General features: G+C 39.9%; 14 protein-coding genes. 5 read left to right on the top strand and 9 right to left on the bottom strand.

All coding sequences use genetic code 11. The features are described 5' to 3' along the window. Window positions 1–40 precede the first annotated feature (40 nt). Window positions 41–1,282, top strand: coding sequence for a D-alanyl-D-alanine carboxypeptidase PBP3 (gene pbp3 / locus ACWPV5_RS02575; protein ID WP_454382117.1), 1,242 nt, complete (start codon window positions 41–43; stop codon window positions 1,280–1,282). 144 nt (window positions 1,283–1,426) lie between these two features. Here the strand turns inward: pbp3 and ACWPV5_RS02570 are convergent, their stop codons facing one another. The 4 genes from ACWPV5_RS02570 to ACWPV5_RS02555 all read right to left on the bottom strand — a co-directional run bounded on the left by ACWPV5_RS02570 (window position 1,427) and on the right by ACWPV5_RS02555 (window position 4,849). Continuing rightward, window positions 1,427–2,281, bottom strand: coding sequence for an NAD(P)H-hydrate dehydratase (locus ACWPV5_RS02570; protein WP_219966535.1), 855 nt, complete (start codon window positions 2,279–2,281; stop codon window positions 1,427–1,429). Window positions 2,282–2,420: 139 nt separating this feature from the next. Next, complete coding sequence (locus ACWPV5_RS02565; protein ID WP_219966534.1) at window positions 2,421–3,278, bottom strand: bifunctional methylenetetrahydrofolate dehydrogenase/methenyltetrahydrofolate cyclohydrolase; 858 nt, start codon at window positions 3,276–3,278, stop codon at window positions 2,421–2,423. A 153-nt stretch (window positions 3,279–3,431) separates the two neighbouring features. Beyond that, window positions 3,432–4,166, bottom strand: a complete 735-nt coding sequence (locus ACWPV5_RS02560; protein ID WP_219966533.1) for an amino acid ABC transporter ATP-binding protein — start codon at window positions 4,164–4,166, stop codon at window positions 3,432–3,434. Next, on the bottom strand, window positions 4,166–4,849 hold the full coding sequence (locus ACWPV5_RS02555; protein ID WP_219966532.1) for an amino acid ABC transporter permease: 684 nt from the start codon (window positions 4,847–4,849) through the stop codon (window positions 4,166–4,168). Before ACWPV5_RS02555 ends, ACWPV5_RS02560 begins: the two co-directional genes overlap by 1 nt. A gap of 190 nt (window positions 4,850–5,039) precedes the next feature. On the opposite strand from ACWPV5_RS02555, the gene ACWPV5_RS02550 reads away from it, so the two are divergent. The 4 genes from ACWPV5_RS02550 to ACWPV5_RS02535 all read left to right on the top strand — a co-directional run bounded on the left by ACWPV5_RS02550 (window position 5,040) and on the right by ACWPV5_RS02535 (window position 8,700). Beyond that, window positions 5,040–5,270 (top strand): DUF1797 family protein, encoded by a 231-nt coding sequence (locus ACWPV5_RS02550; protein WP_000443570.1) that lies wholly within the window; start codon window positions 5,040–5,042, stop codon window positions 5,268–5,270. Window positions 5,271–5,500: 230 nt separating this feature from the next. After that, window positions 5,501–7,759, top strand: coding sequence for an AAA family ATPase (locus tag ACWPV5_RS02545; protein ID WP_454382116.1), 2,259 nt, complete (start codon window positions 5,501–5,503; stop codon window positions 7,757–7,759). A gap of 130 nt (window positions 7,760–7,889) precedes the next feature. Continuing rightward, the gene (locus tag ACWPV5_RS02540) at window positions 7,890–8,342 is read left to right on the top strand and encodes an NUDIX hydrolase (RefSeq protein WP_050239640.1); all 453 of its coding nucleotides are present in this window, start codon (window positions 7,890–7,892) and stop codon (window positions 8,340–8,342) included. A gap of 58 nt (window positions 8,343–8,400) precedes the next feature. Next, on the top strand, window positions 8,401–8,700 hold the full coding sequence (locus ACWPV5_RS02535) for a DUF1827 family protein (RefSeq protein WP_000767197.1): 300 nt from the start codon (window positions 8,401–8,403) through the stop codon (window positions 8,698–8,700). Between the two features lie 173 nt (window positions 8,701–8,873). On the opposite strand, the gene ezrA is transcribed toward ACWPV5_RS02535, so the two are convergent. The 5 genes from ezrA to ACWPV5_RS02510 form a co-directional block, all read right to left on the bottom strand. Then, complete coding sequence (gene ezrA, locus ACWPV5_RS02530; RefSeq protein WP_261012539.1) at window positions 8,874–10,601, bottom strand: septation ring formation regulator EzrA; 1,728 nt, start codon at window positions 10,599–10,601, stop codon at window positions 8,874–8,876. A gap of 82 nt (window positions 10,602–10,683) precedes the next feature. Continuing rightward, window positions 10,684–12,630 carry a DNA topoisomerase (ATP-hydrolyzing) subunit B gene (gene gyrB, locus ACWPV5_RS02525; RefSeq protein ID WP_000134040.1) on the bottom strand — a complete coding sequence of 649 codons (1,947 nt, stop codon included), beginning with the start codon at window positions 12,628–12,630 and terminating at the stop codon, window positions 10,684–10,686. A 14-nt stretch (window positions 12,631–12,644) separates the two neighbouring features. After that, window positions 12,645–13,208 (bottom strand): HAD family hydrolase, encoded by a 564-nt coding sequence (locus ACWPV5_RS02520; RefSeq protein ID WP_219966527.1) that lies wholly within the window; start codon window positions 13,206–13,208, stop codon window positions 12,645–12,647. Between the two features lie 84 nt (window positions 13,209–13,292). Beyond that, entirely contained in the window at window positions 13,293–13,847 is a 555-nt protein-coding gene (locus ACWPV5_RS02515; protein ID WP_219966526.1) for a DJ-1 family glyoxalase III, read from the bottom strand. Window positions 13,848–13,857: 10 nt separating this feature from the next. After that, window positions 13,858–15,081: an FtsW/RodA/SpoVE family cell cycle protein gene (locus ACWPV5_RS02510; protein WP_219966525.1), complete on the bottom strand. Its 1,224-nt coding sequence runs from the start codon at window positions 15,079–15,081 to the stop codon at window positions 13,858–13,860. Window positions 15,082–15,112: the final 31 nt, after the last annotated feature.

Genomic DNA, 15,112 nt, shown 5'->3' with positions numbered 1-15,112 from the left:
ACTGGGAATATTTTTTTCTTTATGTTAGAATAAACTTACTATGAAAAAAATCATTTTTACTCTCTTAAGTCTATCCGTAATTGGGGCAGCATCTACTGTTGCTGCCCAAGATTTTAATATTGCTGCTAAACATGCGATTGCTGTTGAGGCCAATACTGGTAAAATTCTATATGAGAAAGATGCAACTCAACCTGTCGAAATTGCTTCTATAACAAAACTACTTACAGTTTATCTTGTCTATGAGGCTCTAGAAAATGGAAGTATCACACTATCCACCCCAGTAGATATTTCTGATTATCCTTATCAATTGACGACAAATTCTGAAGCCAGTAATGTTCCCATGGAGGCCCGTAATTATACTGTCGAAGAGTTACTTGAAGCAACTCTGGTATCTAGTGCCAACAGCGCCGCTATTGCCCTAGCTGAGAAAATTGCTGGCTCTGAAAAAAACTTCGTTGATATGATGCGGGCCAAACTCCTGGAATGGGGAATAAAAGATGCCACTGTTGTCAATACAACTGGTCTGAACAACGAAACTCTTGGAGATAACATTTACCCAGGGTCTAATAAAGATGATGAAAATAAGCTCAGTGCCTATGATGTAGCTATCGTTGCCCGTAATCTCATCAAAAAGTACCCACAAGTCTTGGAAATAACGAAAAAACCTTCTTCTACTTTTGCTGGAATGACAATCACCTCTACCAACTACATGTTAGAAGGTATGCCTGCTTACCGTGGTGGTTTTGATGGACTGAAAACAGGAACAACAGATAAGGCTGGAGAATCTTTTGTTGGTACTACTGTCGAAAAAGGCATGAGGGTTATCACAGTTGTTTTGAATGCAGATCATCAAGATAATAATCCTTACTCTCGTTTTACAGCTACATCTTCCCTAATGGATTATATTTCTTCTACATTCACACTTCGCAAAATCGTTCAACAAAGCGATGCCTATCAAGATAGTAAAGTCCCCGTACAAGATGGAAAAGAAGATACGGTCACTGCAGTGGCCCCAGAGGATATCTATCTAATTGAACGTGGTGGGAATCAATCTTCCCAATCTATTCAATTCACACCTGATTCTAAAGCAATCCTCGCACCACTTGAAGCTGGAACAGTAGTTGGCCATTTGACTTACGAAGACAAGGATTTGATTGGTCAAGGTTACATTACCACAGAACGTCCTAGTTTCGAAATGGTAGCAGAAAAGAAAGTTGAAAAAGCCTTCTTCTTAAAAGTTTGGTGGAATCAGTTTATCCGATTTATCAACGAGAAATTATAAAACATACTGAGCAAAAGATTGCTCCAAAATAGAAACAGCCCAAAAAGGCTTTAAAGTCAAAAACGCATAGTATCAGGTATTAAAACTTGATATTATGCGTTTTATTGTGGTAATATTTACTTCGTTTTCTCCTAAAATTGAATTTTATCCCAGTCTTTTTTGAGATATTTTATTCATTAGTTTAGGAAGACAATTACTAATCTCCGTTGGCAAGACCACATAATGTTCTTGAGCTAATTCTTGGGCTATCTCTGAATGAAGATGAGTCGCTACGGTTACACGCTCGTAGAGACTGGCCTGTCGAAATTGGCCTGCAAATCCTGCAATCATCCCAGCCAGAGTATCTCCCATTCCCCCAGTCGCCTGATAGGGACCGCCAACCTGTAACTGGTAATAATCAGATTGGACAGCTTGCCAAATACGAGTAGCCGCACCTTTCTCTACCAAAATTGTTCCTTGAGGGAAAGAAGTCAGTGCACTAGCTGTTGTAGCTTCGTTTTGCTTTTCAATCGTAATTCCAGACAGTTTTTCCCACTCCTTTTGGTGGGGAGTTAGGATAAGCTGGTTAGATGGAAATGACAGACTTGTCCTAGCGAGAATAGTCAAGGCACCTCCGTCTACAATCAAAATATGATTCTGTTTTAAGCCAGCAAAGACCTGTTTAACTAAATCTTCTCCAAAAGCATCGTCTCGTAAACCAGGCCCCAGCAAGACAACTTCTGCCTTCTCCAATTGCTCTTTTAATAATTGCTGGTCTTGAAGAGAAAAGGCCATAGCCTCAGGTAAATGACTGTGCAAAGCTGGGATATTTTCTCTATCTGTTCCAATAGTTACCAATCCTGCACCGCTTTTTACAGCTGCTAAAGCAGCCATGATTATGGCACCTCCATAAGGATAAGTACCACCTAACAGAAGCAAGCGACCATAGTCTCCTTTATGACTTGTACGAGAACGTTCAATAATGACTTTTTCTAGTAAGGCTTGATCAATCACTTTCATCGTTTTTCCTCTCGCATTTATTATACAACAAAAAAGAGGCGCAGACCTCCTTTTGTAATCTTATATCTAAAATTTAATACTCATTTCTGCCATTTCAGATATAGCTATAGAAAATACACTCTCTTCAGCGATTTTTCTCTTATTTTCTATCCAATGTCCGAAGTGCTGCTTGATAAGTTTGCTCCATCAGCATGGTAATGGTCATAGGACCAACACCTCCAGGGACTGGCGTAATATAGCTAGCAAGTGGGGCAATCGCCTCATAATCAACATCCCCACAGAGCTTACCATTTTCATCGCGGTTCATCCCAACGTCAATGACTACCGCACCTGGTTTCACAAAATCAGGAGTCACAAACTTAGCACGACCGATTGCGACCACCAGAATATCTGCTTTAGCAGCCACCTTGGCAAGATTATGGGTACGTGAGTGAGTCAAGGTCACTGTTGCATTTTTGGCCAAAAGAAGCTGAGCCATGGGTTTACCGACAATATTGGAACGACCGATGACCACCGCATTTTTACCCTCTAAATCAATTCCATATTCATGAAACATTTCCATAATTCCTGCAGGTGTTGATGGAATCATGACTGGATGACCAGACCAAAGGCGTCCCATATTTAGCGGATGGAAACCATCCACATCCTTTTCTGGGTCAATGGCTAATAAAACCGCCTCTTCATCGATATGTTTTGGTAATGGTAACTGAACCAAAATCCCATGCCAAGCTGGATCTTGATTATATTTGGCAATCAAGTCTAATAATTCCGCTTGGGTAATGGTATCTGGAACTCGCACTACTTCGCTACGAAAACCAGCCGCAAGAGCTGACCTCTCCTTGTTGCGAACGTAGACTTGGCTGGCTGGATTGTCCCCAACCAAAATCACTACCAAACCAGGCACTAGACCTGTTTTTTCCTTTAATTTTGCAGTCTTTTCAGCCAACTGCCCCTGCAATTTGGCCGCTAAAGCTTTCCCATCAATAATCTGTGTCATATCATTTCTCTTTTCTTTCAAATATCTTCCATTATACCAAAAACTGCTAGTCCCCTCTAACACTTCTTTCCTAGGCAATCCTATAGTTTCAAACTATAAGAAAAAGCTCTGGTTGAGCTTTTCACTAATCTTGTCTTGAAATTTTAAAATAGATTATAAAACCTTACTCAAGAAGTCTTTAGTCCGTTGTTCTTGGGTTTGTTCAAAAATCTGTTCAGGTGTTCCGTCTTCAACAACCACACCGTCTGCCATAAAGATGACACGATCTGCCACCTCACGGGCAAATCCCATCTCATGTGTTACGATAACCATAGTCATTCCTGACTTGGCAAGGTCTTGCATAACAGCTAGAACTTCTCCAACCATCTCAGGGTCCAGGGCTGAAGTTGGCTCGTCAAAAAGCAAAACATCAGGTTCCATAGCTAAACCACGCGCAATAGCAATCCGCTGTTGCTGACCACCTGACAAACTCTGTGGATAAGCAGTTGCCTTATCTGGTAAACCAACTTTTCCCAAAAGTTCCTGAGCTCTCTTCTCTGCAATTGCCTTACTTTCACCTTTGGTCTTGATAGGAGACAAGGTAATATTTTCCATCACAGTCATATTAGGAAAGAGATTAAATTGTTGGAAAACCATGCCCATCTTCTCACGCATGGCAAAGAGGTCATTCTTCTTGTCCGTAATATCGACTCCCTCAAAGATAACCTTCCCCTTGGTTGCTTCTTCCAACAAATTCATAGAGCGAAGCAAGGTAGATTTCCCGCTCCCTGAAGGACCGATGATAACGACAACTTCTCCTCTTTTAATCTCGAGGTTGATGCCCTTCAATACTTCATTCTTTCCAAATGATTTATGTAAATTTTCAATTTTTATCAAGGTTTCTGTCATTATTTCTTATCTCCTTGTCCCATACGTTTTTCAAAAGTTTTCAAGGCTACGGTCAAAATAGAGGTCATAATCAAGTAATAAAAGGCTGCAAATAAAAGTGGTGTTAAGGGTAGATAGGTTGTTGTAGAAACTGTTGTAGCCCCATTCCACAACTCCATAACACCGATAGCTGATAAGAGGGAGCTGTCCTTGATAATGGTGATAAATTCGTTCCCCAATGCTGGCAAAATATTTTTGATTGCTTGTGGCAAAATCACATACCTCATAGCATTTTTAGGACGAATCCCTAGAGAATAGGCCGCTTCTAGCTGACCTTTTGGAACCGCATTGATTCCAGCACGAACAGTCTCAGAAACATAAGCACCACTGTTCATAGAGATAATCAAAATCCCTGGAATCAAACGAGAAAGGTCAACACCCAAAATTCCAACCTGAATAGTCGGGGCATTGATGTGCATAAGGGCAAAGGCAATCATAATCTGAACCATCATCGGTGTCCCACGGAAAATCCAAACGTACAAGTTGGCCAGCCAGACAAGCGGTTTAAACTTTGAACGTTGCCCAAAAGCCAAGACAACACCCAAAATGGTTCCCAAAAAGACCACACAGATAGAAATGAGAACCGTCACAACAGCCCCATAGTTAAAATAAGGTAAATACTTAGGTAAAAAAGAAAAATTCATAATCACACTGCTTTCTAAAATAGAATACTGTATGATTATAACATGTATTGAATTAAAATTCAAACTTTTTATCCGATTTATTCAAAAAAACTTTCAGCTGGTAGAATTAGCGAGAAATCTTAGTTTTTTCTAGTCAAGTTGGCCTCCTTTATGGTAAAATAGTAACGATAAGAAATGAAGGAGAATCAAAATGGAATCACATTTGGTTAGAATCATCAACCGCCTTGAAGCAATGGCAAAAGACGGCGGAAATTTAAAACGTAATTTTGAACGCGAAGGAGTTGTTGTTGCAGAAGTTGCATACAGCCACGACGAAGAAAACGGCTCAATCTTTACCCTGCGTGATGTCGAAGCTCGCGAAACTTATACGTTTGACAGCATTGACTTGATTGCAATGGAGATTTACGAACTCCTTTACTAATACAAAACAAGCTGGGATTACACCCTGCATGTCTAACCAAAATCCTTTTTGTCTCACAAATAGGATTTTTTTATAGTCCAAATTCACAAAAATTTTCATTGTAACAACTTCTCAAAGCTGCAATCTTTTTACTTGCTTTACACCCCAATCCTGTTATAATGAGAGTATAGAAATTTGACTATTTTTGACCTTTGGACAGGTCAAGCTAAAGAAAGAAATGAGGTAGATGTATGCTTTGTCAAAACTGTAAAATTAACGACTCAACAATTCATCTTTATACCAATCTCAATGGAAAACAAAAACAAATTGACCTCTGTCAAAACTGCTATAAGATTATCAAGACAGATCCTAACAATAGCCTCTTTAAAGGTATGACGGATCTGAACAATCGTGACTTTGATCCTTTTGGTGATTTCTTCAATGACCTAAACAATTTCAGGCCTTCTAACAACACTCCTCCTACTCCCCCAACCCAATCAGGTGGAGGTTACGGTGGAAACGGCGGTTATGGTTCGCAAAATCGTGGACCTGCTCAAACTCCGCCACCAAACCAAGAAAAAGGTTTGCTAGAAGAATTTGGTATCAACGTGACTGAGATTGCCCGTCGTGGTGATATTGATCCCGTTATTGGGCGCGACGATGAGATTATCCGTGTCATTGAGATTCTCAATCGTAGAACCAAGAATAATCCTGTCCTTATCGGTGAACCAGGTGTCGGAAAAACGGCCGTTGTCGAAGGTCTAGCTCAGAAAATAGTCGATGGTGATGTCCCACATAAACTCCAAGGTAAACAAGTCATCCGTCTAGATGTGGTTAGCCTGGTTCAAGGAACAGGGATCCGTGGACAATTTGAAGAACGCATGCAAAAACTCATGGAAGAAATTCGCAAACGTGAAGACATTATTCTCTTTATCGATGAAATCCATGAAATTGTCGGTGCTGGTTCTGCGGGCGATGGCAACATGGATGCAGGAAATATCCTCAAGCCAGCCCTTGCTCGTGGAGAACTGCAACTAGTCGGTGCTACTACCCTCAATGAATACCGTATCATTGAAAAGGATGCTGCTCTCGAGCGTCGTATGCAACCTGTTAAGGTCGATGAACCAACAGTGGAAGAAACAATCACTATCCTCAAAGGCATTCAAAAGAAATACGAAGACTACCACCACGTTCAGTATACCGATGCTGCAATTGAAGCAGCTACAACTCTTTCCAATCGCTACATCCAAGATCGCTTCTTGCCTGACAAGGCCATTGACCTCCTAGATGAAGCTGGTTCTAAAATGAACTTGACCTTGAATTTTGTGGATCCTAAAGTAATCGATCAGCGCTTGATTGAGGCTGAAAATCTTAAATCTCAAGCTACACGAGAGGAAGATTTTGAGAAGGCCGCCTACTTCCGCGATCAGATTGCCAAGTATAAGGAAATGCAAAAGAAAAAGGTTACGGACCAGGATACTCCTATCATCAGTGAGAAAACCATTGAGCACATTATCGAGCAGAAAACCAATATTCCTGTTGGCGATTTGAAAGAGAAAGAACAATCTCAACTTATCCATCTAGCTGAAGACCTCAAGTCTCATGTTATTGGGCAAGACGATGCTGTCGATAAGATCGCTAAGGCTATTCGCCGTAATCGTGTCGGTCTCGGTACGCCTAACCGCCCAATCGGAAGCTTCCTCTTCGTCGGACCAACTGGCGTCGGTAAGACAGAACTTTCCAAACAACTAGCCATTGAACTCTTTGGTTCTGCTGACAGTATGATACGCTTTGACATGAGCGAATACATGGAAAAACACAGCGTGGCTAAGTTGGTCGGCGCCCCTCCAGGTTATGTTGGCTACGATGAGGCTGGACAATTAACTGAAAAAGTTCGCCGCAATCCATATTCTCTTATTCTCTTGGATGAAGTAGAGAAAGCCCATCCAGATGTTATGCACATGTTCCTCCAGGTCTTGGACGATGGTCGTTTGACAGATGGGCAAGGACGTACCGTTAGCTTCAAGGATGCCATCATTATCATGACCTCAAATGCAGGGACAGGTAAGGCTGAAGCCAGCGTTGGTTTTGGTGCTGCTAGAGAAGGACGTACCAACTCTGTTCTCGGTGAACTCGGCAACTTCTTTAGTCCAGAGTTTATGAACCGTTTTGATGGTATTATCGAATTTAAGGCTCTCAGCAAGGATAACCTCCTTCAGATTGTCGAGCTTATGCTAGCAGACGTTAACAAGCGCCTCTCTAGCAACAACATTCATTTAGATGTAACTGACAAGGTCAAGGAAAAATTAGTTGACCTCGGTTATGATCCAAAAATGGGAGCACGCCCACTTCGTCGTACTATTCAAGACTATATTGAAGACGCAATCACTGACTACTACCTTGAAAATCCAAGTGAAAAAGACCTAAAGGCAGTTATGACCAGCAAGGGCAAGATTCAAATCAAATCTGCCAAAAAAGCAGAAGTTAAAACTTCTGAGACAGAAAAATAAATACTATAGAAAAGAAGTAGAAAATGAAAATTTTCTGCTTCTTTTTTACTAAAATAACTGTAATTTCTTGACAGCTTGCCCTTTGTCCATTATGATAATAATAACGATACTAGATAATGAGGAAAATGCAATGGCAAACCCAACTTTCGGAGAAAAAAAAGCGAATACAGACTATGTTGCACGCTATGGAGTGTATGCAGTTATCCCTGACGCTGAACAAAAACAAATAGTTTTAGTTCAAGCTCCTAATGGTGCTTGGTTCTTACCAGGTGGCGAAATTGAAGCAGGGGAAAATCATCAGGAAGCCCTAAAACGTGAATTGATTGAAGAGCTTGGATTCACAGCTGAAATTGGTGTCTATTACGGACAAGCTGACGAATATTTCTACTCTCGTCACCGTGATACCTACTACTACAATCCTGCCTACCTCTATGAAGCGACATCTTTCAAGGAAGTTCAAAAACCACTAGAAGACTTTAATCATATTGCCTGGTTCCCTATTGATGAGGCTATTGAAAATCTCAAACGTGGTAGCCATAAATGGGCCATTCAATCTTGGAAAAAACAGCATAAGATTGACTAAATCAAGCTACTTTATTCAAAAAGTGCTATAATAGTATTAGAAAATCGGAGGAAATGTTATGAAGCTTATCAATACGACAAACTCACACTCGCAACTTGTAAAAAGCCAGCTAGAGAGTACAGATGCAACCCTTGTTGAGGTCTATTCTGCTGGAAATACAGATGTTATTTTTACCCAAGCTCCGCTTCACTATGAAATCCTCATCTCAAATAAACACCGTGCTATTCGAGAAACTGAAATCGAAGCCATCCAAGAATTTTTCTTGAAACGTAAAATTGATAAGGACTCTATTGATGAAGCCAATATCAAGACACTCTACTCAGAAAAATTAATTGGGATTTCGATTCCAATCAAATAAAATTTTGGAGAGATTAGAAAGCTATTGAACCTTATAGACCAAACATAGGTTCTGACTTGCTTTTTAAATTGTCTCCAATTTTTTATCTTGAGATCTTATCATACAAGATTTTATAGACAAATAATAAAAAAGATTTGATTCTGCTTCTCACACAATCAAATCTTTTTCTTTTATTAAAAACGAATCGTTTCACGTGTTTTCTCATACGAGGTAACAAAGCGGTTGGTTACACCAGGCTCTGCCACTTCCAATGCTTGAGAAATCTTGTCAAATGAAGCGTGGTAATCAAATTCTTTCTCAAAAATGTCCAAAGCTTCATTAAATGCTTCTTGAATGCGCTCATCAAATGAGCGGTAACGGTTAGAATATTGTAAGAGTTGTTCTGTCAAGGTTGCATACTGAACAATATTATAAGTTTCCGTTTCTAAAGCTTCCATATCATTCGTTGCAATTTCAAGAATACGGTTAACTGATTCTATATTGACTAAGTTTTGCTCTAATTCAGCCATTAGATCTTCCGTATTATTACTTGCTGTAAAGAATAACTTCAAGAAAGTTTGTGGAATACCAGGTAGGTTCCGTTTTTCCATATATCTCTTGATGGTATGGAGACGATTAACATATACATTTGCCTTTTGACGTGCATTGATATCATCTTTTTCAATTCGTGCAAGACGCTCACTAACTGCAATCTGTTCGTCTTCAATCTCTTTAAGATTTTCCTGTAAAGATTCAAGATTTTCTTCAAGAATTGAATATGCTTGAGTTGGTTCATCTTGATTTGAAGTTGCCTCAATAATAGCAGTCTCAAAGCTTTCTAATTCGGACTGTAAACGACGAACATGACTTGCATCCGATTCAGAAAGTAAATAACTTTTACTCAAACGCTCAATATCTTCTATCAATAAAGCATTATTTTCCTTCATGTGTTGAAGATAAGTAGGAAGTGTTGCTACTAAACCTTCTACTACTTTCTGTGCCGCAATTTCTCTTGTAAAGATATCATAAAGTGCATTAATCTCTTCTTGGATTTGAGTATTTTCATACTCTGCATTATCCAATTCTAGTTTCGCAATATTCTCATGATTTTTCTTGAGAGCTTCATAAAGCAGTTGGAAACGCGCTTCAATATCCGTTTCAGCAAAATGATAATTAGCATCTAAAAGCTTACGGTAACCATCTTCTAAATCTTCCAGTTGATCAGGTAGGTCTTTAGATAATGTTGCTACAATTGCTGGTATACGATCAACAATATGCGTTAAAGCCAAGATATGATTTTCAGCATTATCCAAAATCACAGCAGCTTCTACTGGGTCACCTGACGAATTTAAAGTTACAAACTGAGAAAACTCTGATTGGATATTTTCCAATTGTTTTTCAATTTCAGATAAACCTTGGCCATATTCTTCAGAATGATCAGCAACTCGGTGTTGCAACTCTTCAAACAAGTCCAAGGTATGAAGAACACGTCCACTATTTTTAGACTCTTGTTTCTCCAAATCTGCCAAGGCATTGCGAATTGCCGCAATATCTTCTTCAATCAAGGTAATTTGACTCTCGATTTGATCAATTTGATGACTCGCTTTGAAAAAACGGAATGAGTTATTGTAGCCTTCTGCTTCGAAAAGATTATTTTCGATATCGGCAAAAGAATTAAGAGATAAATCAACCCATTTTTGATTCCATTCACGGAAAGTCACCTGACTTTGTCCAATCAAGTGCATATTTTTTACAGCTTCAACTTCATCATTTACTGGAAGATTGTACAGTTCTTCTTTTTTCTCTTCTAAAATTGCTAGTTTACTTTCATTGCGTTTCCTTACATAGATTGCGATAGCATAAGCAATGACCAATAAAACTGCAACTGCAATTATCAAATAAATTACTAGTCTAGCAGACATATTAAACTCCTTTTTTTACTTGAAACAATCGTAATGATTATATCATATTTTTTAGACCAAGGGAACTACTTCTCCCGATTTTTTAGACATCAAGTGTACTATAGACAGCATTTTCTTCGATAAACTCACGACGAGGCTCTACTCTATCCCCCATCAACATATCAAAGATTTTATCTGCTTCTGCAGCATCATCCACAGAAACTCTGGCCATCAAGCGATGTTCAGGATCCATGGTTGTTTCCCACAATTGGTGGTCATCCATTTCACCCAGACCTTTATAACGCTGAATGGTTGGTTTGGCACGTCCTTCACTGTGGCGGGCCAAGGCCTCTTGGAGTTTGATTTCTTGATCTGCTCCTGGCTGGATATATTCTTTAATCTCGCTTCCAACCTTGACACCATAGATTGGTGGTTGGGCGATATAAACATAACCAGCTTCTAGGATTGGTTTCATATAACGATAAATCAAGGTTAAAAGAAGGGTACGAATGTGGGCTCCATCGACATCGGCATCGGTCATCAAAACGAGTTTTTGGTAACGAGCTTTTGAAACATCAAATTCTGCCCCAAATCCTGTTCCCATCGCTGTGAAAAGACTACGAATTTCTTCGTTAGCTAGAATCTTATCCATACTTGCCTTTTCAACGTTCAAAATCTTACCGCGGATTGGAAGAATTGCCTGAAATTCACGGTTACGACCAGATTTGGCTGATCCACCAGCTGAGTCTCCTTCGACGATGAAGAGTTCTGTTTCAGCAGGATTGTTAGAAGAACAGTCTGCTAGTTTCCCTGGAAGGTTGGAAATTTCCAAACCAGATTTTTTACGAGTAACTTCACGCGCACGCTTGGCAGCCACACGAGCTTTGGCAGCCAAAATCCCTTTTTCCACAATACGTTTGGCAATCTGTGGATTTTCCATGAGGAAATCAGAGAAGGCATCGCTGAAGAGACGATTAGTAATCTTGACCACTTCACTATTCCCCAATTTGGTTTTGGTTTGTCCTTCAAACTGTGGATTTGGGTGTTTAACTGAGATAACTGCAGTTAGTCCTTCACGGACATCTTCTCCTGTTAGGTTGTCTTCATTGTCTTTCAGTAACTTATTCTTACGAGCATAGTCGTTGATAACACGAGTCAAGGCTGTACGGAAACCTTGTTCATGCGTTCCACCTTCATGGGTATGAATATTATTGGCGAAACTCATGACGTTTTCATGGTAACCCGTTGTATACTGCATGGCTACTTCAACTGTGATATCATCCATCTCACCATCTGTGTAGATTGGTGTATCAAAGATAACATCCTTGTTTTCGTTGATATATTCAACGTAACTAGCAATCCCACCCTCATAATGGTAATGCTTGGTTTGTTCCAAACCTTCACGCTTATCTGTGATTGAAATTTGAAGACCACGATTTAGAAAGGCCAACTCTTGAATCCGTTTATTTAATTTATCGAAGTCAAATGTTGTTGTTTCAGTGAAGATTTCTGGGTCCGGTGTGAAGTGAACTGTTGTTCCCGTTTTATCCGTATCTCCAACCACCTCAAGGTCTGCGACAACATGACCACGACGGTATTCTTGGTAATGAATCTTACCATTTTTGTGGACATGAACGTCTAATTGAGTGGAAAGGGCATTAACTACTGAAGACCCTACTCCGTGAAGACCACCTGAAACCTTGTATCCGCCACCGCCAAACTTTCCTCCAGCATGAAGGACTGTAAAGACAGTCTCAACGGCAGGTCGACCTGTTTTTTCCTGAATATCGACTGGAATACCACGTCCATCATCAACAACAGTTATCGAATCATCTGGCTCAATAAAGACTTGAATATGGCTGGCAAATCCTGCCAAGGCCTCATCGATTGAGTTATCAACGATTTCCCAGACTAGATGGTGAAGACCTTCTTTTGAGGTTGACCCGATATACATCCCTGGACGCATACGAACAGCCTCTAGGCCCTCTAAAACTTGAATTTGACTGGCATCATAATCTTGTGCCTGCAGATTTTTGATTTCTTCTGTCATCTTATTCCTTTTTCTTACATGTCTAATACTTGTCTTAAATTCACGATACTGGTAAACAAGTAGGTATCCAATCCTGCAGCTTGACCTGCTTCGATATCAATCGGCCGATCACCAATGACCAGGCCAGTGCTAATCTGATACTTTTCTCTTAAATAAATCATGGACTCAGGATTTGGCTTTCTCTTAAAACCTGAGCTAGAAGTGACTACTTCTGTAAAATAGGCTGCTATAGAAGTTTTTTCTAAAATTTCCAAGACTTGATTATTTCGGTGAGAGACCAAAAAATGACGGCCACCTTGATTTGAGATATCTTTCAATAAATCAGCAACTCCATCAAATAAAATCGGATGTTCTAGCTCTCTGGCTTCATTTTCCTTGTACTTTTCTAAAAAATTCTCTAAGTTGGGAGCGAATGTCTCAATCGCAAAATCAGTAGAAACCTTTAAAGCCTGATAGACACTGTCATGGTCTTGTGTGATGCCATACAATGCCAATGTTTCAACAAATGCAGCTGTTGAAGTTTCGTAATTATCCAGTAAAGTTCCACCTAAATCCCAGATATAATCGTGATATTTCATACCCTTCATTATAGCATTTTTTTATGAAAAAAGCGATGATTTCCCTGAGTTTTCCACATAAAAAACGAGAGTTTGACTCCCGTTTTATTGATTTTTACCAAAGACATCTCGATAGAGCATTCCTGTTCGTAGACTCTCTGCGTCTCCTCCTAGTTGGTCCACCAACTCGTAGGCAAAGGCAAGGGCTGTAGAGGGACCTCGACTGGTTGTCAAATGACCATCTACCACTACTGTTTCCTTGACATATTGACCATCAAGGATTTGCTCTTGAACGCCATCATAGCAAGTGTACTGCTTGTTTTTCAATAGCCCTGCTTGATTGAGGGCAATTGGCGCCGCACAAATAGCTGCCAGTTTCTTCCCTTCTCGTTCGAAGCTTTGCAACTCTTGAATCAAGGCTTGATTATCGCGCAAATGTGCAGAACCAGGCATTCCTCCAGGAAGGACAATCATGTCATAGTCTGATAAATCACCCTCAAAAACACGATCTGCTCTTACTTGGATTGCATGCGCCCCCGTCACTTGCTCTTCAAAACCAACCATATCACAAGTAATATTTGCACGACGCAAGACATCTACAACTGTCAAAGCTTCAATTTCTTCAAAGCCCTGAGCTAACATAACTGCTACTTTTACCATGATTTTCTCCTTATTTGATTTGTTTTAATACAACCTTTTTCCGCTTGAATCGGACTTTTCCACTCTTTTCTTCAGCTAGATTGGTTTGATAACTCATCGATAAAAGCAAGCCAACACCGATCAAATTACTGATAATAGCCGATCCTCCTTGCGAAATAAAAGGCAAGGGAATCCCAGTCAAAGGAAGCAAACCTGTCACGGCACCGATATTCTCAAAGATATGGAAGAGCAACATCATAATCAAACCTGTAGAAATATAGGTGTAGAACTGATTATTTGATTTAAGAGTAATCTTCAACATACGATAAATCAGCATGAGATAAAGGGCAATAACAAGGACAGAGCCAATAAAGCCAAAATCTTCTGCAATGACCGTGAAAATCATATCCGACTCTCTAACTGGAATAAGCAGATTAGAAGCATTAAATCCTTGACCAAACAAGCCACCACTCCCAATGGCAATCTGCCCTTGAGCCTGTTGGTAAGTGGTTGTTTGGGCAAAATCAAAAGGATTGAGCCAAGCCAAGATACGATTGATTTGGTAGGTCGGCATTCCTAATTGATGGAGAAAAGCCCGACCACCCTTACTGATAAAAATGGCTAAGAATCCAGCAACTCCTGTTACAGCAGTCACAAATACTGGAATAATAATTTTCCAAGAAACTCCTGATAGTAAGACGATTCCTGAGAAAATGGATACAAAAACCAAAGCCGTCCCCAAGTCACTTTGAAGTGCCAAAAGAACTAGGACTGGAATGGTAAAGACAATCATCCAAAAAATTAATAAAAAGTCCAAAGGTATTGTACGTTGCCATTCCTTATGTTTCTTTGTAAATTGGACAATCACACGAGCCAACATAAGGATATAGGATATCTTCATAAATTCTGACGGTTGGAATAGGGTAATTCCATTTATTGATACCCAGTTTTTGGCACCCGTTGATGCAACTAGGCTTGGATTATAAAAGACGATCGGCAAGACCATGAGTCCCAAACCTAACATATATAGAAAAGGGGTCACTTTCCAAAGAAATTCTGTATTAAAGAGCATGACCACAAAACCAATCACAAGCCCCAAGGCAATCCATGCGACCTGCTGCCCTAAAATGGGCAGAATATTGTTTGGATAATCATGACTAACAGCTATATAGATAGCCACCACGCCAATAACCAGTAGAAAAAATACTGGCAATAGCAAACTATAATCGACTCTTGAGTCGAGAGAACGTTTCATATACACTAACCTTATACTTTCATACAATACT

This window comes from Streptococcus sp. Marseille-Q7156 (genome assembly GCF_965119495.1).
The sequence above is the reverse complement of the archived record's forward strand: the minus strand, read 5'-3'. Positions and strand labels throughout refer to the sequence as shown.

What these genes read in the sequence shown, in the direction of transcription:
- ACWPV5_RS02555 (WP_219966532.1), bottom strand. Translation starts at nt 4,849, where the DNA reads ATGAATTTTTCTTTTTTACCTAAGTATTTACCTTATTTTAACTATGGG.
- ACWPV5_RS02570 (WP_219966535.1), bottom strand. Translation starts at nt 2,281, where the DNA reads ATGAAAGTGATTGATCAAGCCTTACTAGAAAAAGTCATTATTGAACGT.
- gyrB (WP_000134040.1), bottom strand. Translation starts at nt 12,630, where the DNA reads ATGACAGAAGAAATCAAAAATCTGCAGGCACAAGATTATGATGCCAGT.
- ACWPV5_RS02560 (WP_219966533.1), bottom strand. Translation starts at nt 4,166, where the DNA reads ATGACAGAAACCTTGATAAAAATTGAAAATTTACATAAATCATTTGGA.
- ACWPV5_RS02515 (WP_219966526.1), bottom strand. Translation starts at nt 13,847, where the DNA reads ATGGTAAAAGTAGCAGTTATGTTAGCTCAGGGCTTTGAAGAAATTGAA.
- ACWPV5_RS02565 (WP_219966534.1), bottom strand. Translation starts at nt 3,278, where the DNA reads ATGACACAGATTATTGATGGGAAAGCTTTAGCGGCCAAATTGCAGGGG.
- ACWPV5_RS02535 (WP_000767197.1), top strand. Translation starts at nt 8,401, where the DNA reads ATGAAGCTTATCAATACGACAAACTCACACTCGCAACTTGTAAAAAGC.
- pbp3 (WP_454382117.1), top strand. Translation starts at nt 41, where the DNA reads ATGAAAAAAATCATTTTTACTCTCTTAAGTCTATCCGTAATTGGGGCA.
- ACWPV5_RS02510 (WP_219966525.1), bottom strand. Translation starts at nt 15,081, where the DNA reads ATGAAACGTTCTCTCGACTCAAGAGTCGATTATAGTTTGCTATTGCCA.
- ACWPV5_RS02545 (WP_454382116.1), top strand. Translation starts at nt 5,501, where the DNA reads ATGCTTTGTCAAAACTGTAAAATTAACGACTCAACAATTCATCTTTAT.
- ezrA (WP_261012539.1), bottom strand. Translation starts at nt 10,601, where the DNA reads ATGTCTGCTAGACTAGTAATTTATTTGATAATTGCAGTTGCAGTTTTA.
- ACWPV5_RS02520 (WP_219966527.1), bottom strand. Translation starts at nt 13,208, where the DNA reads ATGAAATATCACGATTATATCTGGGATTTAGGTGGAACTTTACTGGAT.
- ACWPV5_RS02540 (WP_050239640.1), top strand. Translation starts at nt 7,890, where the DNA reads ATGGCAAACCCAACTTTCGGAGAAAAAAAAGCGAATACAGACTATGTT.
- ACWPV5_RS02550 (WP_000443570.1), top strand. Translation starts at nt 5,040, where the DNA reads ATGGAATCACATTTGGTTAGAATCATCAACCGCCTTGAAGCAATGGCA.